This is a genomic window from Klebsiella sp. WOUb02, from assembly GCF_050058015.1.
Classification (GTDB): domain Bacteria; phylum Pseudomonadota; class Gammaproteobacteria; order Enterobacterales; family Enterobacteriaceae; genus Klebsiella.
In genome coordinates this window covers 1,573,337-1,597,072 of record NZ_CP170110.1, presented here as the reverse complement: position 1 = coordinate 1,597,072, position 23,736 = coordinate 1,573,337, and the positions used below count along the sequence as shown (strand labels likewise).

At 57.9% G+C, this 23,736-nt stretch carries 22 protein-coding genes and 4 pseudogenes; 10 read left to right on the top strand and 16 right to left on the bottom strand.

Translation table 11 applies throughout. The annotated features are described in order from the left end of the window. Nucleotides 1-7 precede the first annotated feature (7 nt). The 5 genes and pseudogenes from ABOC21_RS14590 to fecI all read right to left on the bottom strand — a co-directional run bounded on the left by ABOC21_RS14590 (nucleotide 8) and on the right by fecI (nucleotide 7,444). Nucleotides 8-1,793, bottom strand: a pseudogene (locus ABOC21_RS14590) (diguanylate cyclase). 80 nt (nucleotides 1,794-1,873) lie between these two features. Beyond that, on the bottom strand, nucleotides 1,874-3,073 hold the full coding sequence (locus ABOC21_RS14585) for an HD domain-containing phosphohydrolase (protein ID WP_426815066.1): 1,200 nt from the start codon (nucleotides 3,071-3,073) through the stop codon (nucleotides 1,874-1,876). A gap of 478 nt (nucleotides 3,074-3,551) precedes the next feature. Further along, nucleotides 3,552-5,882: a TonB-dependent Fe(3+) dicitrate receptor FecA gene (gene fecA / locus ABOC21_RS14580; protein ID WP_426815065.1), complete on the bottom strand. Its 2,331-nt coding sequence runs from the start codon at nucleotides 5,880-5,882 to the stop codon at nucleotides 3,552-3,554. Between the two features lie 94 nt (nucleotides 5,883-5,976). Next, nucleotides 5,977-6,924 carry a ferric citrate uptake sigma factor regulator FecR gene (gene fecR / locus ABOC21_RS14575; protein WP_426815064.1) on the bottom strand — a complete coding sequence of 316 codons (948 nt, stop codon included), beginning with the start codon at nucleotides 6,922-6,924 and terminating at the stop codon, nucleotides 5,977-5,979. Then, nucleotides 6,921-7,444 (bottom strand): annotated as a pseudogene (fecI, locus tag ABOC21_RS14570) (ferric citrate uptake sigma factor FecI). The gene fecR and the pseudogene fecI overlap by 4 nt, the downstream one beginning before the upstream one ends. Nucleotides 7,445-7,686: 242 nt before the next feature. Here fecI and ABOC21_RS14565 point away from each other — a divergent pair. The 4 genes and pseudogenes from ABOC21_RS14565 to ABOC21_RS14550 all read left to right on the top strand — a co-directional run bounded on the left by ABOC21_RS14565 (nucleotide 7,687) and on the right by ABOC21_RS14550 (nucleotide 11,064). After that, nucleotides 7,687-8,469: a class I SAM-dependent methyltransferase gene (locus ABOC21_RS14565; RefSeq protein ID WP_426815063.1), complete on the top strand. Its 783-nt coding sequence runs from the start codon at nucleotides 7,687-7,689 to the stop codon at nucleotides 8,467-8,469. A gap of 560 nt (nucleotides 8,470-9,029) precedes the next feature. After that, nucleotides 9,030-9,943 (top strand): annotated as a pseudogene (gene lpxP / locus ABOC21_RS14560) (kdo(2)-lipid IV(A) palmitoleoyltransferase). 90 nt (nucleotides 9,944-10,033) lie between these two features. Further along, a complete protein-coding gene (leuE, locus tag ABOC21_RS14555; protein WP_426815062.1) occupies nucleotides 10,034-10,672 on the top strand; it encodes a leucine efflux protein LeuE in 639 nt (212 codons plus the stop codon). A 128-nt stretch (nucleotides 10,673-10,800) separates the two neighbouring features. After that, complete coding sequence (locus tag ABOC21_RS14550) at nucleotides 10,801-11,064, top strand: DUF2534 family protein (RefSeq protein ID WP_426815061.1); 264 nt, start codon at nucleotides 10,801-10,803, stop codon at nucleotides 11,062-11,064. 42 nt (nucleotides 11,065-11,106) lie between these two features. On the opposite strand, the gene ABOC21_RS14545 is transcribed toward ABOC21_RS14550, so the two are convergent. From ABOC21_RS14545 to ABOC21_RS14535, 3 genes and pseudogenes are all read right to left on the bottom strand, one after another. After that, complete coding sequence (locus tag ABOC21_RS14545; protein WP_095096653.1) at nucleotides 11,107-11,229, bottom strand: hypothetical protein; 123 nt, start codon at nucleotides 11,227-11,229, stop codon at nucleotides 11,107-11,109. A 202-nt stretch (nucleotides 11,230-11,431) separates the two neighbouring features. Continuing rightward, nucleotides 11,432-11,536: a YoaK family small membrane protein gene (locus ABOC21_RS14540; RefSeq protein WP_426815499.1), complete on the bottom strand. Its 105-nt coding sequence runs from the start codon at nucleotides 11,534-11,536 to the stop codon at nucleotides 11,432-11,434. A gap of 57 nt (nucleotides 11,537-11,593) precedes the next feature. Then, nucleotides 11,594-11,764, bottom strand: a pseudogene (locus tag ABOC21_RS14535) (diguanylate cyclase); the annotation flags it as partial. Nucleotides 11,765-12,079: 315 nt separating this feature from the next. On the opposite strand from ABOC21_RS14535, the gene ABOC21_RS14530 reads away from it, so the two are divergent. Then, nucleotides 12,080-12,331, top strand: a complete 252-nt coding sequence (locus ABOC21_RS14530; protein ID WP_426815060.1) for a putative hemolysin — start codon at nucleotides 12,080-12,082, stop codon at nucleotides 12,329-12,331. Here the strand turns inward: ABOC21_RS14530 and ABOC21_RS14525 are convergent. Together ABOC21_RS14525 and ABOC21_RS14520 are read right to left on the bottom strand one after the other, a co-directional pair. Next, the gene (locus ABOC21_RS14525) at nucleotides 12,321-12,686 is read right to left on the bottom strand and encodes a DUF488 domain-containing protein (RefSeq protein ID WP_426815059.1); all 366 of its coding nucleotides are present in this window, start codon (nucleotides 12,684-12,686) and stop codon (nucleotides 12,321-12,323) included. The two genes, ABOC21_RS14530 and ABOC21_RS14525, sit on opposite strands and share 11 nt — an antisense overlap. Further along, entirely contained in the window at nucleotides 12,673-13,149 is a 477-nt protein-coding gene (locus ABOC21_RS14520) for a DUF523 domain-containing protein (RefSeq protein WP_426815498.1), read from the bottom strand. Before ABOC21_RS14520 ends, ABOC21_RS14525 begins: the two co-directional genes overlap by 14 nt. Nucleotides 13,150-13,800: 651 nt before the next feature. Between ABOC21_RS14520 and ABOC21_RS14515 the strand changes: the two genes are divergently transcribed. Together ABOC21_RS14515 and ABOC21_RS14510 are read left to right on the top strand one after the other, a co-directional pair. Next, complete coding sequence (locus ABOC21_RS14515; RefSeq protein ID WP_426815058.1) at nucleotides 13,801-15,084, top strand: HAAAP family serine/threonine permease; 1,284 nt, start codon at nucleotides 13,801-13,803, stop codon at nucleotides 15,082-15,084. Between the two features lie 63 nt (nucleotides 15,085-15,147). Next, entirely contained in the window at nucleotides 15,148-16,515 is a 1,368-nt protein-coding gene (locus ABOC21_RS14510) for an L-serine ammonia-lyase (protein ID WP_426815057.1), read from the top strand. A 65-nt stretch (nucleotides 16,516-16,580) separates the two neighbouring features. On the opposite strand, the gene ABOC21_RS14505 is transcribed toward ABOC21_RS14510, so the two are convergent. Further along, nucleotides 16,581-17,036: a helix-turn-helix domain-containing protein gene (locus ABOC21_RS14505; RefSeq protein WP_426815056.1), complete on the bottom strand. Its 456-nt coding sequence runs from the start codon at nucleotides 17,034-17,036 to the stop codon at nucleotides 16,581-16,583. Nucleotides 17,037-17,358: 322 nt separating this feature from the next. Between ABOC21_RS14505 and ABOC21_RS14500 the strand changes: the two genes are divergently transcribed. Then, nucleotides 17,359-18,051 carry a CTP synthase C-terminal region-related (seleno)protein gene (locus ABOC21_RS14500; RefSeq protein ID WP_426815055.1) on the top strand — a complete coding sequence of 231 codons (693 nt, stop codon included), beginning with the start codon at nucleotides 17,359-17,361 and terminating at the stop codon, nucleotides 18,049-18,051. 65 nt (nucleotides 18,052-18,116) lie between these two features. On the opposite strand, the gene ABOC21_RS14495 is transcribed toward ABOC21_RS14500, so the two are convergent. Further along, nucleotides 18,117-19,301 (bottom strand): CynX/NimT family MFS transporter, encoded by a 1,185-nt coding sequence (locus ABOC21_RS14495; protein ID WP_426815054.1) that lies wholly within the window; start codon nucleotides 19,299-19,301, stop codon nucleotides 18,117-18,119. A gap of 97 nt (nucleotides 19,302-19,398) precedes the next feature. On the opposite strand from ABOC21_RS14495, the gene ABOC21_RS14490 reads away from it, so the two are divergent. Continuing rightward, nucleotides 19,399-20,193, top strand: a complete 795-nt coding sequence (locus ABOC21_RS14490; RefSeq protein ID WP_426815053.1) for an AraC family transcriptional regulator — start codon at nucleotides 19,399-19,401, stop codon at nucleotides 20,191-20,193. Here ABOC21_RS14490 and ABOC21_RS14485 read toward each other — a convergent pair. Continuing rightward, nucleotides 20,177-20,623 (bottom strand): DUF441 domain-containing protein, encoded by a 447-nt coding sequence (locus tag ABOC21_RS14485; RefSeq protein ID WP_041145056.1) that lies wholly within the window; start codon nucleotides 20,621-20,623, stop codon nucleotides 20,177-20,179. The genes ABOC21_RS14490 and ABOC21_RS14485 overlap by 17 nt on opposite strands. Before the next feature lie 92 nt (nucleotides 20,624-20,715). Next, nucleotides 20,716-21,216 (bottom strand): YbaK/prolyl-tRNA synthetase associated domain-containing protein, encoded by a 501-nt coding sequence (locus ABOC21_RS14480; RefSeq protein WP_426815052.1) that lies wholly within the window; start codon nucleotides 21,214-21,216, stop codon nucleotides 20,716-20,718. Nucleotides 21,217-21,479: 263 nt separating this feature from the next. Between ABOC21_RS14480 and ABOC21_RS14475 the strand changes: the two genes are divergently transcribed. Next, on the top strand, nucleotides 21,480-22,628 hold the full coding sequence (locus ABOC21_RS14475; protein WP_426815497.1) for a glycosyltransferase family 9 protein: 1,149 nt from the start codon (nucleotides 21,480-21,482) through the stop codon (nucleotides 22,626-22,628). A 166-nt stretch (nucleotides 22,629-22,794) separates the two neighbouring features. On the opposite strand, the gene ABOC21_RS14470 is transcribed toward ABOC21_RS14475, so the two are convergent. After that, nucleotides 22,795-23,181, bottom strand: coding sequence for a LysR family transcriptional regulator substrate-binding protein (locus ABOC21_RS14470; protein WP_426815051.1), 387 nt, complete (start codon nucleotides 23,179-23,181; stop codon nucleotides 22,795-22,797). Then, nucleotides 23,141-23,626, bottom strand: coding sequence for a LysR family transcriptional regulator (locus tag ABOC21_RS14465; RefSeq protein WP_426815050.1), 486 nt, complete (start codon nucleotides 23,624-23,626; stop codon nucleotides 23,141-23,143). Before ABOC21_RS14465 ends, ABOC21_RS14470 begins: the two co-directional genes overlap by 41 nt. Between the last annotated feature and the right edge of the window lie 110 nt (nucleotides 23,627-23,736).

The following is a 23,736-nucleotide window of genomic DNA, read 5'->3' as shown; positions in this document are numbered from 1 at the left end:
GTCGAATTCAGTTGGCTTTAAGCATCCCGAAGCTGACGATCCGCGAGCGGCCAAGCTCTTTTGCCCGATACAGCGCGGCATCGGCGGCGCGCAGCAGGCTGTCGCTTTGCGTATGCTGCGGGAAGCTGGCGATCCCGATAGAGACATCAACCTGACCCATTTCGCTCAGGCCGTAGCGCAGCGTCGTATTGCGGACGTGGTTGTAAATATCCTCGGCGCACGCCAGCGCCGACTCTTCGTCGGTCCCGGGGAGGAGGACTAAAAACTCTTCGCCGCCGTAGCGGAAGGCCATGCCGATATCACGCACCGCGCGCTGAACGACGGTTGCCACGTTTTTAATCACCAGATCGCCCGCTTCGTGACCATACCTGTCGTTAATCGCCTTGAAGTGATCGATATCGATCATCAGGCAGCTCAGCGGCGTGCCGTTGCGCATCGCCAGATTCATCTGGGTATGCAGGGCGTCTTCAAGATGGTGACGGTTGCGCAGCCCGGTCAGCGAATCGAAAAGCGCCTTTTCCTGCAGCGCGTTGCGCAGGCGCTGGTTCGCCAGCGCCAGGCCCAGCGCTTCGGCCATCAGACTCAAGGTAGGCGCGCGACGGGGCGGTGGCGGGAGTAACGTTTCTGAAGGAGAGCAGGCCAATGGCTTCCCCCTGGGCAATCAGCGGAATGCAAAGCGACCACTCCGCGCTCGACTTTGGCAGATGGTAGCAGGCAATATCCGGCTCGCCGTTGACCGGAGGATGGCTCTGCCCGCGGCGCACGGCCCAGCAGTTATCCGGATGAAAGATGTCCGGTTCATCCGGCGGCGAGAGCCAGCTGGCGACGCAGCGCATCTGCCAGGGATCGAGGTCGAGAATATAGAGCCGCCCGGGGATCTCCGGCGCGATATTGGGCGCGAAAAGCTCGGCGACCTTAACCACGTCCTCGAAAGATTCGCATCCCTGCAGACGCTGGGTCATCCGCGCCAGCAGCTCGCGGATCGCCCAGTCGGCGTCGCGCTCCTGTTCAAGACGCTGGCGCGCCAGGCCGTTCTCGCGGAAAATGCGGATCGCCTGCGCCATATCGCCAATCTCATCAATCTGGGTGAAGTTCGGCGCTTCGACCGCATAGTCCTGCGAGGCGAGCCTTTGCACGACATCGCTCAGGCGTACCACCGGATACAGCACCCGGCGTTGCAGAATAAAACCCAGCACAAACAGGAACATCAGCGCCGTCAGCCCGACCATCAGCTCGGACAGGCTGCGCCAGGTATGGGACTTCTCGGTGGCCTGCACTATAGCGCCGTTGGCCCGGCCTTCCAGCAGCTGGCGGAAGTGGTCGATCTGCGTCTGAACCCGATCCAGCTCCTGCTCGTAAGGCTTACCGTATAGCAGGCCGATCGCCTCTTTATCCTCACCGCGGGCGATATTAGCCAGCGCCGTCTGCTGCTCGTCCTGCAGCTCGTCGGCAATGCGTAAACCCTCGTGCAGCAGCGCCAGCTCCTGGGACGTTGCGCCGCTATCCTTAAGCTTTCCTAGCCGACGTTCGATGGAGGTCATCGCCTGGGCCTGCTGACGATACTCCGCTAAGACGTCCGGGTTTTTATTGATGACGTAGGCTCGCGCGAGGTCTGAAAGCTCCCAGGCGTCTGATTCAACTTCCTCGGTTAGCTGGTCGAAAATTTGGCGCTGCTGCACCGCCTAGCGTTCGGCAGTATCCGCGTTGGAGGCCATCAGCATAGCGATGCCGGAGGCGAGGGTCAGGGCGACGGTGATACCGTAGGCCCAGTTGGTCATGGTGGCGATTCTCACCGGTGATTTCCTTGCGTGCAGATGAATTTATAACGTTATTTTTATTATGGGCCCCGTCCTGTCCGCAGGCTGCCGGCAGGTCACGGTGGCGACCGGTCGCGTTTTTTACCGATGATTTCGCGATGGAGCGTATCGGCATGCTGGCGCAAAACGGCAAAAACATTCGCATCCAGCGCGCCATTTATAACATCGTTTTCAATTAGCCGTAATGCCTGCTGATAGCTCATCGCCTGGCGATAGGGGCGATTTTCGGTCAGCGCGGTAAAAATATCGGCGATGGCGATGATTCTGTCCGGCAGCTGTAGATAGTCTTCGTTCAGATGCAGCGGATACCCGCTGCCGTCGAGCTTTTCATGATGGTTGGCGGCCCAGTTAATAATCTCGCCAAGCTCGCTAAAGGCGCTGAGGAGCTCGCCGGTCATATAGCTATGTTCGCGCACCAGCAGCCGCTCTGCGGGGGCGAGCTCCCCCTGTTTCTCCAGAATATCCAGCGGGATAAAGATCTTGCCGATATCGTGCAGGTAGCCGGCGGCCTCGATTTTCTTGCACTGTTCTGCCGGTAGATCCATATAGCGCGCCAGCTGCCAGGATATTTCGCCGACCATAATACTGTGGCTGGCGGTGAAGCTGCTGTAGGTATCAACGATTTTGGCAATCAATAAGCAGATATCCTTCAGGCCGTCGATATCGATGTACAGATCGTTAATTGGGCCGATAATTTCCAGCATCCGCTGGATATGACCGGGATTAAGATGCAGCCAGAAGTGCTCCTTTTTCGCCAGCTGGCACAGGGTATGACACAGCGGCGGGTCCAGCTCCTGATGCAGGGCGCGGAATTTATCAATAATAGTGCCGGTCTGATACTCGATCGGGGCGGCATCAGCGGAGAGCAGGCGTTCGAAGGCATCGGCAAAACAGACAATATGCTCGTCGAGGCTGCCTTTATAGTCCGCGCTGAGGTGGTGGTGACGAATAATGGGCAGGAGCGGCGCCAGGGTGGCGAGACCGCTAAGCATTTCCGCCCCTCGCTGCTGGTGGGGATCGTGAAGGTTATCAATCGCATTGAGCGAGGTAATCATCCGCTTGTCCCCCAGCACGCCGATGTCGTGCAGCAGCGCGGCGCAAAAGATGGTCTGCTGCCGCTGACGCGGCAGCCGTAGCGCCAGCGAGAGCTCAAGGGCGATAAGGGCCGTTCGCTGCATATGCAGGTGGAGTTCGGGATTGATTATCTGTATGACGCGAGTGGTAAGCATCAATGCTGATTTTAAGGCGAGACGCATCGTTTTTCCCTCTTCGCGATATCCACATAAAATAGGTCGATTCCGGCCGTTAGTGTATTGATAATTTAATAGCAACGCGTCTGAGGCGGGACAACTAAAAATAATAAACGGTTGGTCCGGCGGCGGTTTCATCGTCTGGCGCGCCCATCCCGAGGGCGTCGCTGCCGCAAATCTGGGTGAATGATCAATGAAAAAGCCTTTGTTGCCAGCCAGTTAAGCATTTTGCCTGTAAAAAGAAAATAAATAGTGGCAGGCCGTTTGCGTTAACTCACCGCCCGTTTGATAAATAGCTATTCTGGGGATGAGTAAATATGAATTTTAGAGCATGACTTGCGATTGCGTTACTGACGATGCGTTCCCTGGCCGCTCGCGCAGCATAGCCAACATACTCACTCCACAATGGCGGGAAGCGCCGCCCGTCCCGCCGATAGCAACCAGCAGCATCGCCGCCTCAGGCCGAGGCGGCGAAAGGACTTCGTCAGAATTTCAGCGATCCCTGCAGGTACAGGGTGCGCGGCTGACCGGCGTAAATGCCTTTGTTGTTATCGTCGTATGAACGGGTGTAGTACTCGTGATCGAAGATATTCTTCACCCCGACCGCGAGGTTGAGGTTGGCCATCTGCGGACCAAAATCGTAGGCCACGCGCGCGCCCCACAGCATAAAGCCCGAAATGCGGCCGGTGCTGCCGTCGGCGCTCTCCGCAACGGTGTTGGCGTTGTCGGCAAACTGGCTGGACTGGAAATCGCTATTGAGGTTGAAGGTCCAGCTGCCCGGCTTATAGTCGACGCCCAGAGTGCCTTTATGCTTCGGCGAGAACGGGACCTGATTGCCGTAGGTGTCGCCTTTTTCGCGGATTTCGGCGTTAACGTACGCGTAGCTGGCGTACACCGCCAGGTTGTCGAGGCGCGGCGAGAGATCGCCAAGATCGTAGCGTGCCTGGGTCTCCAGCCCGCTATGGCGGGTTTTACCGCGCGCGGTAACGGTATCGTTGGTCTGGTTGGAGTCGTACTGATTATTGAAATTAATCAGGAACAGGCCCATTTCCGCGCTCAGCGCGCCGTTGTCGTAGCGGCTGCCGATTTCCCAGGTGCGGGCCTTTTCCGGCTCCACGTTGCCGCTCTCCACGGCCTTGCCAATTTGGCTGTACTGTACGGTGCCGAATGAGCCTTCGGTATTCGCATAAAGATTCCAGCTGTCGGTGAGATGATAAAGCACGTTCAGCGCCGGCAGCGGGGCGTTGTAGCTGACCTGCTCGCGGCTGCCCTTCAGGTTATTATCCTGATAAGACTTAATATGCTCGAAGCGCATGCCCGGGGTGATCGTCCAGTCGCCGATATCAATCCGGTCGTCGATATACCAGGCGTGGGCTTCGGTACCGGAACGGGTATCGCGATCGTAGGGGCTGGCGGTGCCCGGCAGCTCGCCGCTGGCGGTGGTGGTGTAGTAGCGCATCTCATGGGTGGATTCATTCACGTAGCGATAGCCGACGCCCACTTCATGCGCGGTAGATCCGAGCGTAAAGCTCTGACTGTAGCGCGGCTCGATCCCGCGTACCCAGTATTCGCGCGGCGAGAGCGTAATGCGCTTGCCCTGCTCAAGGTAGCCGCTGCGCAGCGTATGGGTATAGAAGCCCTGAATATTGAACTTATGCAGGGCGTCCGGCTGAAACTGATAGCCGAGGCTGGCGAGCTGGCGGCGTCCCCAGAAGCGGTCGTACGGGCGGGTAGACTGCCAGCGGTCGGCATTATAATCGGCGCGGGAGAGCCCGCCGGGCATGTCGGCCTCGCCGTCATAATATTGCAGCAGGCTGTTAAAGGTATGCACCTCGTTGGGCGCATATTTACTTTTCAGCATCACGTCGTCAATGCGGGTAGCGCTATGTTCGCGCCAGTCGCTGCCACGGGTGCCGGAATAGAGCAGCGCGGAGCCGAAGCCGTTATCCGCCGTGCCGCCAATCAGCAGGTTGTGCGTCTCCTTGGGATTGTTCTGCGAGGAAGTTGGGCTCAGCTGGCCTTCGATGCCGCCCTCGATGCCAAAATCCTGCGGAATAGCGCGGGTGACGAAGTTTACGACGCCGCCGACGCTCTGCGGCCCGTAGCGCACGGCGCCCGCGCCGCGAACAACGTCCACGGCATCCATATTGCCCAGCGATACCGGCGCCAGCGACAGCTGGGGCTGGCCGTAGGGGGCGAAGGGCACCGGGATACCGTCCATCAGCACCGTGGAGCGGCTGGCCAGGCGCGGGTTGAGACCGCGAATGCCAAAGTTCATCGCCAGGTCGTGGCTGCCGGTGCCGGTGTTATCCGGGGCGTTGACTCCCGGGATGCGGTTCAGCACCTCGCGCATGGCGGCGGCGCCGGTTTTGGCAAACTCGTCGCGGCGGATGACGTCCCGGGCGCCGGCGTGTTCAAACACGTCGTTTTCCCGCGCGTCGCCGAGCCAGTCGCCGACAACCGTCAGCGTCGCCTCATTGGCAACGGGGGCGGGCTCCAGCGTCCAGGCGTTATGACCCAGGGATTTGAGCCGCAGGCCGCTGCCGTTCAGCAGCGTCTGCAGGCCATCCTCAACGTCGTAGCTGCCGTGCAGGCCGTCGCTGTGCTTGCCCCGCGTCAGGTTAGCATCGGCGGCGAGGGTGATGCCGCTGCGGGCGGCGTACTGATTGAGCGCGGTATCTAAATCTCCGGCGGCGATATCAAACTGCGCGGCGGCAAAGACCGGCGCGGCGGCCAGTGCCGCCAGCGGCAGCAGGCTTAAACGGATTGCCATCACCAGAGGCATTGGTTTGCGTAGAACGCGTAAAGGCGTCATCTGATCTCCACGATTGTTTTGGTTGTTTTCACCTGTTAAGTCGAGCGAGCAGGGGAAAAGGGACAATGGAGAATGAGAATTTTTGTATTTTTTCTCAGGCGGGGACGACGGTGACCCAGTAGCGGGTGGCAACCTGCAGTTTTACCGGCAGCGTTTGCGTAATAACCTGCAAAATCTTTTCGGTGTCGTCCAGCGGGAAGGTGCCGCTCAGGCGTAAATCGGCAACCCGGGGATCGCAGCGCAGAATGCCGGGGCGATAGCGCGACAGCGTGGCGATAACCTCCCGCAGGGGGCGGTCGCGAAAGCTGAGCACGCCCTCGGTCCAGCTATCTTCACCGGTGCTCAGCGTCTGTATCGGGGAGAAGGCTTCGGCGCTAAAGCGCAGGCTTTCACCGGCCTCGACCCGCTGGATCTCGCCGTGCGCGAGACGCACCTCGACGGCGTGCTGCTGCACCGCCAGGCGGGTCTCATCGGCAAACTGGCGAACGGTAAACTCCGTGCCCAAAGCGGTGAGGTTCCCGTCGCGGGTCTGTACGCGGAACGGCCGCTGGAGAGCGTCGTGGGCGGTGCGAATGGCAATTTCGCCGTAGCGCAGGCGCACCAGGCGCTGCCGCGCGTCGAAATAGACGTCGGCGGCGCTGTCGGTGTTCAGGGTCAGAACCGAGCCGTCCGCCAGCGTCTGGCGACGCGTCATCCCCCTGGCCGTGCGGTAGTCGGCGCGAAGCCCCTCCGCCAGCTCGCTGCTCCACAGCCGCCAGCCTCCGCCGGCGATCGCCAGCAGCATCAATCCTTTCAGCACCTGGCGGCGGGCTGCCCGACCATCGTTGAGAGCCCGGCTGGCGAGCGCGCCCGGAAGGTGGCCCATCTGCTGACGCAGGTTTTCGACCTGCTGCCAGGCCCAGCGGTGGTCAAGATCCTGCTCGTACCACTGCCGCCAGCGGGCTTCCTGCTGCGGGCTGGGGCGGCCGTCGCTTAGCAGGGCATACCAGTGGGAGGCCGAGCGCAGGGCCCGGCGACGGGAGTCGGTCAGCTTTCCGCTCACAGCCCGTTCTCCAGGCGAAAAATCAGGCAGTGCTCGGTCGCTTTGGCGACATATTTTTTCACCGAACTGACGGAAACCGTCAGGCGTACGGCGATTTCGGCGTAGGTCAGACCTTCCAGCCTGGGAGAGCAAAAACGCCTCCCGCGCCTTCTGGCTCAGGCCGTCCAGCATCGCGTCGATCTGCTGCAGCGTTTCCAGTCTGAATTTGCTGCAGTTCGGCGGAGGGCGCCAGCGCCTCCGGGATCTGGGCAATCAGCTCCAGCCAGGCGCGCTCCAGCGCATTGCGGCGAAACAGATCGATCATCACCCGCTTCGCGATGGTGCACAGGAAGGATTTCGGATCGCGGATAGTCGTTAAGGCTTCGCCGCCCATCAGCCGCATAAAGGTGTCCTGAGCGACGTCATCGGCGTCGAAAGAGGATTGCAGCCTGCCGGTTAGCCACTTTTTCAGCCAACCGTGATGGGCGTGATACAGCGAAGCAAGCGTCAGCGGTGCGGCGGTGGCGGAAAGTGAGGACATGGCCGGATTTCAGGAAAAATGGAACGATAGCGCACATGTTAATATGAGAATGTTTCTCATTACAATTAAAACGCAGCGCCAGGTTCGCATTCAGGCCGGGTAGTCACCTTAAGTAATTGTTACCCATTACAATTGATTTTAACGCCGTAGGGTCAAATACAAATAAAAGTCATTATCAATGTTCCCTCGTCAAAGATAATGATGTATTTATAATGCATCTTATAAGTCATGAGGTGCTGCAGATGAATGCGAGTGAAAAGGCCGGACACACATTTTTAGCCAGTCTGGGAAAAACCCGGCTGCGGCCCGGCGGCGTAGAGGCGACGGAGTGGTTGTTCCGTCAGGCCGATTTGTCCGCCGACAGTACGGTGCTGGAGGTGGCCTGTAATATGGGGACCACCTCCATCGAGCTGGCAAAAAGATTTGGCTGCCGGGTGTACGCTATCGATATGGATAAAGACGCGCTGGCAAAGGCCCGACAAAATAGCGTTCTTGAAGGGGTGGATAATAAGGTTCTGGTGATGGAGGCTAACGCCACGAGCCTGCCGTTCCCCGACGCCACCTTTGACGTGGTGATTAATGAGGCGATGCTGACGATGTATGCCGATAAAGCCAAAGCGAAGCTGGTGGCGGAATATTATCGCGTGCTCAAACCCGGCGGCCGTCTGCTGACCCACGATATTATGTACACTCAGCAGACGCTGGGGGAGGGGGAGCGCATGGAACTGCAAGGAGTGGTCAAGTCTCACGTCAGCCCGATGAGCCAGGCGCGCTGGCGGTCGCTGTTTGAAGAGGCGGGGTTTGACGCCGTGAGTTGCCACTCGGGGCCGATGTCGCTGATGTCGGCGCGGGGGCTGATAAAAGACGAAGGTTTCAGCCAGGCCCTGAGAATCATCTGTAATGGCCTGCTTAAGCGGGAGAATCGTCCACGTTTTCTGGCGATGATGCGTTTTTTCCGGCGTCAGCGCCGGCAGCTGAATTTTATTGCCTGCTGTTCGGCGAAAGGTATTGCGGTACATAAATAATGCGTAATAAGCGTTCGAAATAAAAGCAACCATATATATCTGTCATTATTTGTCAGGAAGATAAAATAAGCCGAGTCTTATTTTTTCGCTCCTCGCCGGCGGTAAATTATTTTTCCAGTATGAACGCGAGAACTTATTCTCCCCACTGCCGCCGGCGGCTCCACGGTTGATTCCGCGGCGCCGTGGTCTGCGTCATTATTAAGCAGCGTCCGGGGCCGGCTGAAGGCGCGGGCAGCGGGCCTTTGCCGTGCGGCGACGGTGCAGGAAACGGCAGGGGAAAGGGGGCTTCAGCAGGCGCAAGTTTGGCGTTTGTATAAATGAATAGCATGAAAATTATTTTACAGATGAATATTCTTAATTAATTCTTTATTTTTAATTTACATTTTGTAACAAGTGTGCTGGCATTATGTTTTTTTCCCCTCCCTGCTCGTTTTTACTTGCCCGAGTGAATTTAGGCAGATTACTATTGTCGTACTAGCTATATGTACCGCCTAACGACTGATGAAAGGAATCGTTTTTTCCTTAAGCGTTACTTCATTTTGGATGTTTACAGGAAAATCATGTATTCCGCTTTTGATAAGAGTCTTTTGCACCCCCGCACCTGGGGGACCTGGTTTGGTCTGGCCATTCTCTGGTCAATCGTGCAATTACCCTATCCGCTCTTACACAGCATCGGCACCAGCGCTGGTAAGGTCTCGCGACGCTTCCTCAAGCGCCGGGAGCATATTGCCAGAAGAAACCTTGAGTCTGTTTCCCCGAGATGTCTGCCGAAGCGAGAGAAAAGCTGATCGAGCAGAACTTTATGTCGCTGGGTATGGGGCTAATTGAGACCGGCATGGCGTGGTTCTGGAGCGATGAGCGCGTCAGGAAATGGTTTGACGTAGAAGGTCTCCATAATCTCGAAAAGGCCATGAATGCTGGCAAGGGCGTCATGGCGGTCGGCGTGCACTTTATTTCTCTTGAGCTTGGCGGCCGTACTATGGGCCTCTGCCGGCCGATGATGGCGACCTATCGTCCGCACAACAGCCCGCTGATGGAGTGGGTGCAGACCCGCGGACGCCTGCGCTCGAATAAAGCGATGATCGATCGGCGTAATTTATCCGGCCTGGTGCACGCCCTGAAAGCCGGCGAGGCGGTGTGGTTTGCCCCCGATCAGGATTACGGCCCGAAGGGCAGCGTCTTTGCCCCGTTTTTCTCTGTGCCTCAGGCCGCAACGACCAACGGCACCTACGTCCTGTCGCGCCTTTCCGGCGCCAAAATGCTGACCATCAGCATGGTGCGTAAAGCGAACGGCCAGGGCTACACCTTATATATCAGCGACACGCTGGACGATTATCCAGGCGAAGATAAACAGGAAGCGGCCGGCTACATCAACAGGGTCATCGAGAGAGAGATTCTGCGCGCGCCTGAGCAATATCTGTGGGTTCACCGGCGTTTCAAAACGCGCCCGCTGGGCGAAGGTTCTTTGTACTAAGCCAACGGCACCGTAAGCCCTTTCAAAATCACGTTAGTTGCGTTAACGTGAGCGCGATCATATTTTTTGTTGAACGCGAAGGAGTGCAGTGTGTTCGCTGAGTTTGGTGTTTTGAACTATTTGACCTACCTGGTCGGGGCTATTTTTATCATTCTGGTGCCTGGGCCAAATACTTTTTTTGTCCTCAAAACCGGCATCGCGCACGGCATCAGAAAGGGCTATCTGGCGGCGGCCGGTGTGTTTATCGGCGATGCGGTGCTGATGCTGCTGGCCTTTGCCGGCGTCGCGACGCTGATTAAGACGACGCCGGTGCTGTTCAATATCGTGCGCTACCTCGGGGCCATCTACCTGCTGTGGCTGGGCGGGAAAATGCTCTACGCGGTGCTGACGCAGCGGGAAGGGCATACCGATACCCATGCCGAGCCGGCGAGCGCGATCCTCAAGCGTTCGCTGACCCTCAGCCTGACCAACCCGAAAGCGATCCTGTTTTATGTCTCGTTTTTCGTCCAGTTTATCGACGTTAGCGCGAAGACGCCGGGCCTGGCCTTCTTTATTCTGGCGCTGACCCTGGAAGTGATTAGCTTTATGTACATGAGCTTCTTAATTGTTTCCGGCTCGTTCGTTACGCGCTACGTTAGAACGAAAAAGAAGCTCGCCAAAATTGGCAACAGCCTGATTGGCCTGGTCTTTGTCGGCTTTGCCGCGCGCCTGGCGACGCTGCAGTCGTAGTCGGTCGGCCGGTATCGTTGAGCCGGCCTGGCAGCGATAATCTCTGGGTTGTAACAAAAGCCCTTCAATTTTAATTGCATTGGTGTTACATATACAGCCGATTATCGGTCAGATAAAAGGGAACTCGGATGATTCTGCATAAGCTCATCAGCAATAAAAACAGTAAGAAATTTTTCTTGTCGATAGCGGTGGTGTTTGCCATCGCGCTTGCCGTCGTTGGACGCGCGACCTTTGGCGGCGTGGTGAGCGAGTACAATATGCCGTACTCCGAATGGACAACCTCGATGTTCTTCCTGCAGGGGGCGATGGTGACGGTCTACAGCATCGTGTTTACGCTGCTTTTCGCCATTCCGCTGGGCTTCGTCTTTTTAGGTTCTGACCGCCAGGACTAAATAAAACAAGGCGAACCTGCGTTCGCCTTGATCCGCCTTTTTTCACCAGCCTCTGCCGTCGTAATGATGGTGGTGGTGTCTGTGATGATAGCCATCATCAACAATGCATCCCGATAACAGCGTGCATAACGCAAGCAGCAACGACAACACGATCGGTTTTTTCATTTCTCACTTCTCCGTTAGTCCGCCGTCCGCCCGCGACTGGCGGCGGTTTCGGCTGGTGAAGTGAGTGTATCGCGTTAAGTTATTGAGTGGATAAGACAACTCTGCAATTCAGGCGCGGCGGCAACCGGCGATTACCACCAGCCAAACTGCGCGCCAGCCAGCGCGATAGCGGCGATGATAATCATCAGGATAGTGCTTTTTTTCACGACGAACCGCCCGGCGCCGCGTATCCGCCAACAAAAAACCAGCCAAGAAAAATGACCGCGATAATAAAAATTACTATCGGGAAAAGAATACCCAATCTCATTGTGTTGTCCCTAAGCCTGCAAGTGATGTCCACTATCATACTGGAAATTCCGACAGATTAGTCAATATTCAGGAAGGTCTCTTTGCGGCGCGACTTTTTATCCTGATACATCGCATCGTCGGCGGCCCGCAGCGCGCTCTCCATATCCATGCTCTGCGGATTGACGTCGATCGCCCCGAAGCTGGCGCCAGGATAGCTAATCTGATGCCCGCCCAGGAAGTATATCCCGGCGATTTCCTTACGCAGAGCGGCGATAACGATCGCCAAGCATTATCGCCGGTAAAGCAGGCTGAAACGGCTATCAGCGAAAAGTAAACATAGATACAACAAATTTAACACATTAGCGGAGGGAATACCTGCGGTCGCAGCGGGGGAAAAAGCCCCGTCGGGGGCGACGGGGAAAACTCATTGATTATGGAATGATCTGTTCTCTGGTCAATTCGAGAACAAGCGCTACTCTACGGCGCAAAAGTGTAGTTAAAATGGAGAAACCGTGAAGAATCAGGGCTGCCATAGCGGCTTTGATCAACAAAAGGAGTCAACATGAAGTGGATGACCATACTACTGCCTCTGGCGCTGGCCGGATGCGCGAAGCCGCCGCCGCCGCAGGACGCTCCGCCGCCGCCGAAAGCTATCGGCATGGCCAACCCGGCCTCGGTCTACTGCGGCCAGAAGGGCGGCAAGCTGATACCGGTACAGACGCCGCAGGGCGTGCGCAGCGACTGCAAGCTGCCAGGTGGCGAAACCCTCGACGAGTGGGAGCTGTGGCACCGGGATCACCCCGCTAAGGCGTAACCTCGCCAGTGGGCAGGTTTTTCAGCCACTCGGCCAGCACCAGCGCGTGGTTTTGCCGGATATCCTTCGCGGCGTAGATCAGCGTGAGCGGCTGCCGGCGAGCCAGCGCGGCCAGGCGTAGCCCCTCGTCGCGATGGCTTTCCAGCTCCCGGCGGTACTGTCCGCGGAAGCTGGCGAAGTCGATAACTTCACCGTGCAGGGCCTTGCGCAGTTCCGCGGAGGGCGTCAGGGTTTTGCACCACTCATCGTAGCGCAGCGCCTCTTTTTTAATCCCCCGAGGCCAAAGCCTGTCGACCAGCACGCGATAGCCGTCGCCGGCTTCAGCCGGATCGTAGACGCGTTTACATTGGATCATCGCTATTCTCCATCCGTTGCATCCAGGCAAGCAGCTGCGGGATCTGCCCGTCGGAAAAAACCGTAATACCGTGTTCGCGCAGCAGGGCGGCCGCCACGCCGGAGCCGGGCTTACGCTGCCCGCTAAAGGTGCCGTCGTAGATAAACTGGCTGCCGCAGGTTGGGCTACCGTCGGTGAGCAGCGCCGCCAGGCAGCCTTCCTCCCGGGCGGCCTTCAGCGCCAGCCAGGCGGCCAGCTGATAGTGCGCGGTGACATCGCGGCCGTCGCTTTCAACGATGCGTCCGCGATTGTGCATCACCTCCGCGCCCTGGGCATTGAGAATTTCCGCCGGCAGCCTGGGCACCGGTAGCCCGGCGGCCAGCTCGGGGCAGTGGATCACCAGCCGGTTTTCGCGCTGCCAGCGCGCCAGGATCTCGGCCAGCTGCGCTTTGTCGCTGCCGTTATAGCGCACCTGAAAGCCCATCAGGCAGGCGCTCACCAGCAGTTTACCGCCGCCGGGCCTGGGCGAAAGCAAACGGGTCGTCCCGGCATCATCCGTAACGGGAAGTGATTTTAGCATCGCTATCTCCGGTATAAAAAATTCACTGTGATGCCTCAGTGATAGCGCGGCAGGCGCGTAAGGCAGCCCGCAGCTTTGGGCGATGGCAATATTATCATCTGCCATCACCGACTGCCAAAGCGTCGGCAGGGCCTCTGACCCATGCGGGTACAATCCCGTCAGGGAATCGCGAGCGCTATATTTTTTGCCATTCAGCGAATCGCGCGATAGCCATTGAGGCGGATTGCTGTCAATGGATATCAGCCCGTAGCGCCGCAGCTTTTTATTTAAAATAGGGGGCTGTTCTACTTCATGCGGCTCTTGTAATATAATATTGTGGCTGCGTGAAATCCCTTCTTTATAATAACGTATTAAAAATGATACCTTAAAAATATATTAAATCTCAGGTGCTATTTTTGATACTTTAAAAGTCCTCGCGATAATTCAGGTTATGTGATCGCCGTATATACAGCAGTTTGGCTCAATTTAATAAAATAGCAAAACAAACACCGCAATTTATTACCCGAAACAGAGCCAGCGAAATCTGGCTCCACTCTATATTATTGAGGCCATATTATGGAAAGCGTGCAAAATACCCTCGTCGCTCGCGAGAGCAGCGGCTGGAGAAAAAGTGACACCGTCTGGATGCTGGGACTGTACGGAACGGCTATTGGCGCCGGGGTTCTTTTTCTGCCGATTAACGCCGGGGGTGGCGGTTTAATTCCGCTGATCATCATGGCTATTCTCGCCTTTCCGATGACCTTTTTTGCCCATCGCGGTTTAACCCGTTTCGTGCTCTCGGGTAAAAACCCAGGCGAAGATATTACCGAAGTGGTGGAAGAGCATTTCGGCATTGGCGCCGGCAAGCTGATTACCTTGCTGTACTTCTTTGCGATTTACCCGATTCTGCTGGTTTATAGCGTCGCAATCACCAATACCGTCGACAGCTTTATTACCCATCAGCTGGGGCTGGTCTCGCCGCCACGCGCAATTTTGTCGCTGATTTTAATTGTCGGCATGATGGGCATTGTGCGCTTTGGCGAAAAGATGATTGTTAGGGCCATGAGCGTGCTGGTGTTCCCGTTTGTGGCGGCGCTGATGATCCTGGCGCTCTATTTGATTCCACAGTGGAACGGCGCGGTGCTCGATACCCTGTCGCTGAGCAGCGCCTCCGCAACCGGAAACGGCCTGTGGATGACGCTGTGGCTGGCTATTCCGGTGATGGTGTTTTCCTTCAACCACTCGCCGATTATCTCCTCTTTCGCGGTGGCGAAACGGGAAGAGTACGGTCAGGACGCCGAGCGTAAATGCGCCCGCATCCTCAGCTATGCGCACATCATGATGGTGCTGACGGTGATGTTCTTCGTCTTCAGCTGCGTGCTGAGCCTCTCCCCGGCAAACCTCGCGGAAGCGAAAGCGCAAAACATCTCCATCCTCTCCTATCTGGCGAACCACTTTAACGCGCCGCTGATTGCCTGGATGGCGCCGATTATCGCCATGATCGCCATTACCAAGTCCTTCCTCGGCCACTACCTCGGCGCGCGTGAAGGCTTTAACGGCATGGTGATCAAGTCTCTGCGCAGTAAAGGAAAATCTATCGAGATTACCAAACTGAACAAAATCACCGCGCTGTTCATGCTGGTGACCACCTGGCTGGTGGCGACCCTGAACCCGAGCATTCTGGGGATGATTGAAACCCTCGGCGGTCCGGTTATCGCTATGATCCTGTTCCTGATGCCGATGTACGCCATCAATAAAGTACCGGCTATGCGCAAGTACAGCGGTCACATCAGCAACGCGTTTGTGGTGGTGATTGGCCTGATTGCCATCTCCGCCATCTTCTACTCTCTGTTCAGCTAAGCTCCCGGCGCCTCTCGTTGCGGGAGGCGCATCCGTTTTGCTTTGTAACCCTATGGGTGCCACATGATTAGCGTTTTCGATATTTTTAAAATCAGTATCGGTCCCTCCAGCTCACACACCGTTGGGCCGATGAAGGCCGGAAAACATTTTGTTGATACCCTGCAGGAAAAGGGCCTGTTGCATAAAGTGACCCGCCTGGTGGTGGACGTATACGGCTCCCTTTCGCTAACCGGCAAGGGCCACCATACCGATATTGCGATTATTCTTGGACTCTCCGGCTATTTGCCGGATACCGTCGATATCGACGCCATTCCCACGATTATTCGTGACGTTAATACCCTGCAGCGTTTGCGTATTGAGCAGGGCCAGCGGGAGGTTGAGTTCCCGGTGGCGGAGTGCATGCGCTTTCATCATGAGTTTCTGCCGCTGCATGAAAACGGTATGAGCATCACCGCGCTTTGCGACGGAAAAATCGTCCACTTTCAGACCTATTACTCCATCGGCGGCGGCTTTATCGTCACCGAGGAGGAGTTCGGCAAGAGCCAGGATGCGGAAGTCGATATTCCCTTTCCGTTCTATTCCGCCCGCAACCTGCTGGCGCACTGCCACGATAACTGCCTGTCGATTTCCGCGGTGATGATGAAAAACGAGGTCGCCCGCTACGGCAGAGAAAGCGTTGAGCACAATATGGCGAAAATCTGGGAGACCATGAGAAACGCCATTAACCGCGGCATGAGCACCGAAGGCCTGCTGCCGGGGCCGCTAAAGGTACCGCGCCGCGCCTCGGCGCTGCACCGGGTGCTGGCTCCGCAAAGCCAGTCGATTACGCCGCTGAGCGCGATGGACTGGGTCAATATGTTCGCGATGGCGGTGGGGGAAGAGAACGCCTCCGGCGGTCGGGTGGTCACCGCGCCGACCAACGGCGCCTGCGGTATTGTGCCGGCGGTGCTGGCCTATTACGACCGCTTTATCAAAACGGTGACGCCGGAAATCTATATGCGCTACTTCCTCACCGCCGGCGCGATAGGCATATTGTACAAAATGAACGCCTCTATTTCCGGCGCGGAAGTTGGCTGCCAGGGGGAGGTGGGCGTGGCCTGTTCGATGGCTTCCGCCGGGCTGGCGGAGCTGCTGGGCGGCAGCCCGGAGAAGGTTTGCATTGCCGCCGAAATCGGCATGGAGCATAACCTTGGGCTAACCTGCGACCCGGTTGCCGGCCAGGTTCAGGTACCTTGCATCGAGCGCAACGCAATTGCGGCGGTGAAGGCGATCAACTCGGCCAGCATGGCGATGCACCGCACCAGCGATCCGAAAGTGTCGCTGGATAAGGTCATCGATACCATGTTTGAGACCGGGAAAGACATGAATGCGAAATATCGCGAAACCGCCCGCGGCGGGCTGGCGATTAAAGTCGCGGTCTGCGAATCCTGAAGCCCGCCAAAGCCGCCTGCAGCGCAGGCGGTTTTTTCGCGACGTCCTCCTTCTGCTCGACGCCCTTAGCCCTTATCAGGCCGGCCTTTTTTATCGGCCTCCGACGGCGGAAAAGACCAGACAACGCTGTGGGACGCCGACGAGGTGTACCATTCGTTAATGGTGGCATTCGCCTTGCTGGCCTGTTCGGCGACGGCGCATTTCTCTTTTGGCGGCTGAGCTTTTTTGCGAATACGAATACGGGGAGGGGCGGTGGCGTTGATTTGCGCATTAAAAGTACGAATATGCGAATCGAATAAAATAGACTCCAGCTGATGCAGCCGATCCAAACCGCGCAATATACCGATCAGCGTGCTCAGGGTGACGGATTCACCTAATTCTACGCGTTTGATGGTGGCGGCGCCGACCTGCGCGCGCTCGGCAAGTTCAATTTGGGAGAGCCCGAGCTGCATACGCGTTTCTTTAATTCTACGGCACAGTTCAGAAATAATTTCGCTATCGGACATCGTACTGAAACGCATTTTGCTGCCTCTACGGCTTAATAAATCATTACGGATTATTTAACAGGCTAATTTATAAATAAAGCGAATAATTTCTTTTTTGCGAGAGTAATAACACTGTTTTTTTATTTAACAAAACAGCTACAAGAAATGGGGTAAATAAGTAGCGAGAATGAAATAAAAGAGTAAAAAGTCGGATATAGCTTTTAGGCATTTTCAGCGCGGATAACGCCCCGCAGGCCGCCCGTCGGGCAGAAAATAAGGATTGTGTTCCGCGCGGGAGATCGCTAATCTGAGGCTCCTTGTGTTGCCCGAAAAATCGTTCTGACATAAGGATCCTGCTATGAACACTCCCCTGCGTATTGCCCTGGTTGGCGACTACAACCCTGACGCTGTCGCGCACAAAGCTATTCCCCTGGCCATCGACGATGCCGCTGCCGTGCTGGAACTGCCCCTGCGCTACGACTGGCTGGCGACCAGCGATATCCACGACGCCGAGGCGCTCGCCGATTACGACGCCATCTGGGTGGTGCCCGCCAGCCCCTATAAAAATGCCGCCGGCGCGTTTATCGCGATCCGCTATGCGCGTGAAAACGGCATTCCGTTCCTCGGTACCTGCGGCGGCTTTCAGCACGCGATCGTCGAGTATGCGCGCAACGTCATGGGCTGGCAGGATGCGGGGCATGCGGAAACGGATAGCGAAGGGCGAATGGTGATTGCGCCGCTAAGCTGCTCGCTGGTGGAGAAAACGGCGGCGATTGAGCTGCGCGCGAATACGCTGATCGCCCGCGCCTACGGCCGCGACAGCATCGAAGAGGGCTATCACTGCAGCTACGGTATTGCCGAGGAGTTTGCCCGCGAGCTGGAGCAGGGCGACCTGCGGGTGACCGGCTGGGACGAAGAGGGAGATATCCGGGCGGTGGAGCTGGTGACGCACCCGTTCTTTGTCGCGACCCTGTTCCAGCACGAACGCAACGCGCTTGCCGGACGTCCGTCGCCGCTGGTGCAGGCCTTTTTACGCGCCGCCAGCCAATAATTAACCCTGGTCCGTACGACGACCCCGCAACGCCGGGGCCGTCAGGGCGAGGGTAAAAGAGCGCTCTAGCCGTTAATCTCCCGGGCGCGACCGGCGAGGGCGCCGAATATGGCCATCACTACGGCGGTCAGCGCCACGGCGATCAGCGGAATGTGCCAGTCGCCGTTGGCATCATGGATTCTCCCCATCAGCGGCGGCCCGCAGGCGGCCAGCAGATAGCCGACGGCCTGCGCCATGCCGGAAAGCGCCGCCGCCTGATGCGCCGAGCTGGCGCGCAGGCCGATAAAGGTCAGCCCCAGAATCATCGTCGCCCCGGAGCCGAAGCCAAAGAGCAGCGCCCAGAGGACCGCCTGACCCGGCGCCAGCCACAGCCCGGCCGAGCTGACGGCGCACATCAGCGCCACCAGCACCGCGATGCCGCGCTGGTCTTTCAGCCGGTGCAGGATCAGCGGGATCGCGAGGCCCGGCGCGGCGGTGGCCAGCTGAAGCAGGCCGTGCAGGGAGCCGGCCTGCGCTTCGCTATAGCCAAGGCTCAGCAAAATGGCCGGCAGCCAGCCGACAATCACGTAATACACCAGCGAGTTAATGCCGAGGAACAGCGTTACCTGCCAGGCCAGCGCCGAGCACCAGATCCCGCGGTTGTGCATGGCGCCTGACGCGGTCAGCGGGGCGGCGGCCTGCCTGCGCGACTGCGGCAGCCAGAAGAACAGCGCCAGCAGCGGGAAGGCCATCAGCATGAGCAGCGCCCCGCGCCAGCCGAAGCCGGCCAGCGCCAGCGGGACCACCGCGGCCGAACCCAGCGCCGCGGCGGCGCCCATGGTGAGCGAATAGGCGCCGGTCATTTTGGCGACGTGCTGCGAGAAGTCGCGCTTGATTAAGCCCGGCAGCAGCACGTTGCCTAACGCAATACCGCAGCCAATGACGGCCGTTCCGCCAAAGAGCATGCTTGCGGAAGGCAGCGAGCGCAGGCCGATGCCGAGGCAAATCAGCCCCAGGGCGAGCAGCAGGCTGCGTTCGATACCGAAGCGGCGGGCAACGCCTGCCGCCAGCGGAGAAACCAGGCCAAAGGCCAGCAGCGGCAGGGTGGTTAACAGTCCGGTCTGGGCGGTGGTCAGACCGTACTCCGCGCGAATGGCGTCCAGCAGCGGAGCGGCGCCGGTAAAGGTCACGCGCAGCGTGGTGGCAATCAATAAAATACCGGCAATCAGCAGCAGATTACGGCGGCCGGCGGCAGGAAGAACAGAACTCATGGCTATCTCAGACCAGTAAACAGGAACGCTACAATAGCGCGTTTGCCGATTGTTTAAATCAAGCTAAAATGACAGATTATCGCTAATATCGGACAATTTGATGCTTGGATTAGGTCTTGACGGCTATGACCCGGACAGCGGGCATGAAGCGGCCCTTGCGTTTCATATTCAGGTGGTTGAGGACGAACAGTTTATTCCGCGTCATCAGCACCGCAAAGGGCAGCTGATTCTGGCGCTGCACGGCGCGCTTACCTGTGAGGTGGAAAACGGGATGTGGATGGTGCCGCCGCAGTACGCTGTGTGGGTTCCGGGCCTGCAGCCCCACAGCAATCGCGCGACGCCGGGAGCGCGGATCTGCTTTTTATTTATCGAGCCGGGAGCGGCCCCGATGCCGCAGCGCTGCTGCACGCTGAAGATCTCGCCGCTGGTGCGCGAGCTGATTCTGAGCCTTGCCGGGCGCAGCGCGAAGGAGAGCGAAAACCCCACGACCCGACGGCTGGTGCAGGTGCTGTTTGACGAGCTGCCGCAGCAGCCGGAGGAGCATCTGCAGCTGCCGGTGTCCGCGCATCCGAAAATCCGCCAGATGGCGGATCTGATGGCGGTCGCGCCGGCGCAGTGGCAGACCCTCGGACAGTGGGCGGCGGAGTTCGCGATGAGCGAGCGCAACCTGGCGCGGCTGGTGGTTCGCGAAACCGGCCTCAGCTTTCGCCGCTGGCGCCATCAGCTGCAGCTGATCCTGGCGCTGCAGATGCTGGTCCGCGGGCAAACGGTGCAGCAGACCGCGCACGAGCTGGGGTATGATTCGACGACGGCGTTTATCACCATGTTCAAAAAGGGCCTCGGCCAGTCGCCCGGACGCTATCTTGCCAGCCTGACTACGACTTCCCGATAAACAGCGAGATGATCCCCGCGGCGATCAGCGGGCCGACGGGCACCCCGCGGAACAGCGCGACGCCGAGGACGGTCCCCACCAGCAGTCCGGCGACCAGCTGCGGCTGCGACCCCATCAGCGAAATGCCGCGCCCGCCGAGCCAGGAGACAAACACCCCGACGGCGATAGCCAGCAGCGACTTCCAGTTAACGAACGAGTGCAGCAGCGTCGAGGGGGGCAGAGTGCCGCTGGCGATGGGTGCCATCACGCCGATGGTTAAAATGATAATACCGATCGTCAGCCCCTGTTTTTCAATCCACGGGAAAAAGACGTTGAGCGGCGTGACGCGCACGATAATTAGAACGAGGATAGATATTGCCACGGTGGTGTTGTGGCTGATAAAGCCGAGCGCGGCCAGCCCCAGCAGCACGAACAGGGTGGTATCGAACATGTCAGGAGATCCTTGCCAAAATAATAAGCCCAACTACTTTACGCATAATAGCGTGAATAAACAGGCTTATTTGTCACGCTGGCGCGCTTTCATCAGGCTTGCCGACGAAAGGCGACCAGCTCGGGACGGGCGATGCGCAGATAGTCGGCAGTATTGAGAATAATTGAGCGATCCAGCCGCCCGGCGTTAAAGGCGATTTCGCTGAAGTTCTCGAACAGCAGCGGGTCGGCCACCAGGCGCAGCGCCGGATGGAAGCTGAACGGGGGAATGGCGCCAAAGACGCAGGCCGTCAGCGCATCGACTTCGGCGGGGCTTGCCAGCGAGGCTTTGCTGCCGCCAACGTGCAGCGCCAGCCGCGAGAGGTCGGCCTGCTGGTCGGCGGCGAGGATCGCCAGCACGTGCTGATTGATGCCGTGGCCTTTCACTTTACAGACCAGCGCCTTCGCCCCTTGCCCCAGCGCGGTGCCGCGAATTGCAGAAACCGCCTCACATTTGCCCACCGCCTCATGCTCTACCAGCCGGTAGTGGGCCTGACGTTCGTCGAGTAGCGCCAGCAGTCGGCTATGGGTATTTGGTTCTTCAACTGCATTCATGCGCGGTTCTCTCCGGTAATAAAACGGCAAGTTTAGTCCTCCCCGCGGCGAATGAAAACCGTCGGCTACCGCCGCGATCTTCCACATTAAATCCATATTTCACTCATTTTATCTTCAGAGCGATATGCTGGAATAGCAAAAAGTATTACTATCCTCCCGCTGCTCAAAGCAAAAGGAATTTATTAATCAAGCGAACTTTTCTCATTTTCTTTAGTCCTTAATCAGACTAACGAGGTGCTGTTGATAGTGGTAACGAGGTTATGATGATGGAAAACGCATCGGCGCAGGTATCCCCCCGGAAGTTCAAAAAAATAAGGGAACTGAACAGGCGCCGTAATTATTTTACAAAGAAAGTCCGCAACCTGATGCGCGTTTATATTGCGAAAGCGTTTTGGGACCAGCATACCCGCCGTGAGGCCGACATCGGGTCGGCGAAAACCGTGCTGCTGATGCGCAACGAAGGCGCGGTAGGGGACGTGGTGGTTGATTCCGCGCTGGTTAAATGCCTGCATGAATCGGGCTATATCGTGGATTTCCTGCTGACTAAATCGAACAGTCAGGTGATGCGCCATAATCCCAGGATCCGCCACATCTATGAGGCTGATAACGTCGACTCCGCCGCTTTTCTGCGCAAGTTTACGCACAACGTTCCTCAGACTGTTATTAATGAGCTGGCGAATAATAAGTACGATATCGTTATTGACCCCTCTTTATTTGATATGCCCATACACCGAATGCTGCTTCTTCGACAAATAAAAGCAAAAGCGGTGCTCGGCTTTAATAAATGGCCATCAATTAAGCATTACACCACCTCGTTTAAATTTGATTGTGAAAACTGGCATGTCAGCAAAACCTTTGAGCTGATTGCCGAGCATATGCAGTTGGATAAGAAACATCTCGGGACCTACGACCTGCATATTCCGCAGGATGTTCACCAGCAGGTTCGCCAGCATCTGGCCGCGATTGACGGACCCAGAGCGGTGGTGAACATTTTTGCCGGCCATCAGGACCGCAGCCTGTCGCAGGAGCAGCTGTCGGCGCTAATCGCCAGGCTGCAGGCGGAGTATCCGCGGCTCAACGTTATTCTGCTCGATCATCGCAACGAAATCCGCATTCCGCTGCCGGAAAAGGTGAGCGTGAATCCGTTTAAAACCCTGCACCACGCGATGGCGCTGATTGCCGAAGCCGACCTGGTTATCTCGCCGGATACCTCGATCGTGCATATGGCGGCGGCGTGGAAAAAACCGCTGGTTGCGGTCTACAAAGACGTGCAGTTGAACAACCGGCTATGGGCGCCGGGATACGACAACGCGCGGCAGATCATCGTTAAATACGGCAAGGTGCACCAGCAGCACGATATTGCCGACCTGATCGTCGCACAGATCGATCCCCAGGTGCTGAAAAACCGCTAAGCGCAGCATCGATTCGGATGCCGGTCCCGCGCCTAAAGACGGCGCCGGGACCGAGGCCCGCCGATACGCAGCGGTTACCGCAGTGACGGGCGGCCGCTGCCGGCGAATTTATGCCTGCCGCAGATCCTGCAGGACGGCAAGCAGGCGCTGGGTCGAAAGCTCGTTTTCACTCTCCCGATAAGCTAATCCCAGCTCTCTCCACAGCGCCGGCTTTAAGGGGCGAACGGCGATGCGGCCATCGGCGGAGAGTCTGCGTTCCCGATTCAAGCGGCAGCAGCGTGGCGCCGTAGCCGGCGCCCACCAGGCTTTTAATGGCATCGTTGTAATCAAGCGTGATCCGCGGCGCGGGGCTATGGCCCGTTTCGGCAAACCAGCCGCTGGTCAGCTGCGACAGATGGGTACCGGATCCGTTCAGCACCAGAGGTTTTGCGCTTATCCATTCCGCGGTCACCTCGTCCGGGGCCGACCACCCCGCGGGCAGGAAGGCGACAACGGGATCCCGCCGCCAGGCGTCAATTTTCACGCCGTTGCTCCGGGGCTGCGGAAGCGCCACGATACCGATATCGAGCGCGCCGGATTTCAGCCTGCGCAAGGGTCTGCTGCGACGTCAGGATGGTGATGTGCACGTCAATATGCGGATGGGACTGCGCCAGCCGTTCAAGCGCCTGAGGCAGCAGATAGGCAATGGCGCCGGTGGATGCCCCAAGCCGGACCTGGCCGGTCAGCCCCTGAGCCTGGCGGGATATATCATCGAGCGCATAGGCGACGTCGGCAAGCAGCCGGCGGGCGTGGGTGACCATGTTCTCGCCAATCGCCGTCGGCCTGACTTTGCCGCGGGTGCGGGAGAGCAGCTTTGCCCCCACGCGCCCTTCGAGCTCGGCGATGTGCAGGCTGACCGTCGGAGGCGCCAGGTGCAGCAGCCGGGCGGCTTCGTTGAACGAGCCGCTATCGACGATGACGATCAGCGTGCGCAGCCGATCGAGGCTGATCTCCCGCATTGGCATACCTCAGAAAAACTGAATTTGACGTTAGGATAATTCAACTTTACCAATACTTAAACCAGGCACAACATTCATGCACTGACGTTCTGTCCGGTTTAAGGAAATGA

Coding starts and splice junctions, on each gene's coding strand:
- ABOC21_RS14515 (WP_426815058.1), top strand. CDS start 13,801: ATGGAAAGCGTGCAAAATACCCTCGTCGCTCGCGAGAGCAGCGGCTGG.
- ABOC21_RS14550 (WP_426815061.1), top strand. CDS start 10,801: ATGATTCTGCATAAGCTCATCAGCAATAAAAACAGTAAGAAATTTTTC.
- ABOC21_RS14500 (WP_426815055.1), top strand. CDS start 17,359: ATGAACACTCCCCTGCGTATTGCCCTGGTTGGCGACTACAACCCTGAC.
- ABOC21_RS14480 (WP_426815052.1), bottom strand. CDS start 21,216: ATGAATGCAGTTGAAGAACCAAATACCCATAGCCGACTGCTGGCGCTA.
- ABOC21_RS14540 (WP_426815499.1), bottom strand. CDS start 11,536: ATGAGATTGGGTATTCTTTTCCCGATAGTAATTTTTATTATCGCGGTC.
- ABOC21_RS14505 (WP_426815056.1), bottom strand. CDS start 17,036: ATGCGTTTCAGTACGATGTCCGATAGCGAAATTATTTCTGAACTGTGC.
- ABOC21_RS14485 (WP_041145056.1), bottom strand. CDS start 20,623: ATGTTCGATACCACCCTGTTCGTGCTGCTGGGGCTGGCCGCGCTCGGC.
- ABOC21_RS14510 (WP_426815057.1), top strand. CDS start 15,148: ATGATTAGCGTTTTCGATATTTTTAAAATCAGTATCGGTCCCTCCAGC.
- ABOC21_RS14495 (WP_426815054.1), bottom strand. CDS start 19,301: ATGAGTTCTGTTCTTCCTGCCGCCGGCCGCCGTAATCTGCTGCTGATT.
- ABOC21_RS14465 (WP_426815050.1), bottom strand. CDS start 23,626: ATGCGGGAGATCAGCCTCGATCGGCTGCGCACGCTGATCGTCATCGTC.
- ABOC21_RS14585 (WP_426815066.1), bottom strand. CDS start 3,073: ATGCGTCTCGCCTTAAAATCAGCATTGATGCTTACCACTCGCGTCATA.
- ABOC21_RS14475 (WP_426815497.1), top strand. CDS start 21,480: ATGATGGAAAACGCATCGGCGCAGGTATCCCCCCGGAAGTTCAAAAAA.
- ABOC21_RS14520 (WP_426815498.1), bottom strand. CDS start 13,149: ATGGGCTTTCAGGTGCGCTATAACGGCAGCGACAAAGCGCAGCTGGCC.
- fecA (WP_426815065.1), bottom strand. CDS start 5,882: ATGACGCCTTTACGCGTTCTACGCAAACCAATGCCTCTGGTGATGGCA.
- ABOC21_RS14530 (WP_426815060.1), top strand. CDS start 12,080: ATGAAGTGGATGACCATACTACTGCCTCTGGCGCTGGCCGGATGCGCG.
- ABOC21_RS14525 (WP_426815059.1), bottom strand. CDS start 12,686: ATGATCCAATGTAAACGCGTCTACGATCCGGCTGAAGCCGGCGACGGC.
- ABOC21_RS14565 (WP_426815063.1), top strand. CDS start 7,687: ATGAATGCGAGTGAAAAGGCCGGACACACATTTTTAGCCAGTCTGGGA.
- ABOC21_RS14545 (WP_095096653.1), bottom strand. CDS start 11,229: ATGAAAAAACCGATCGTGTTGTCGTTGCTGCTTGCGTTATGCACGCTG.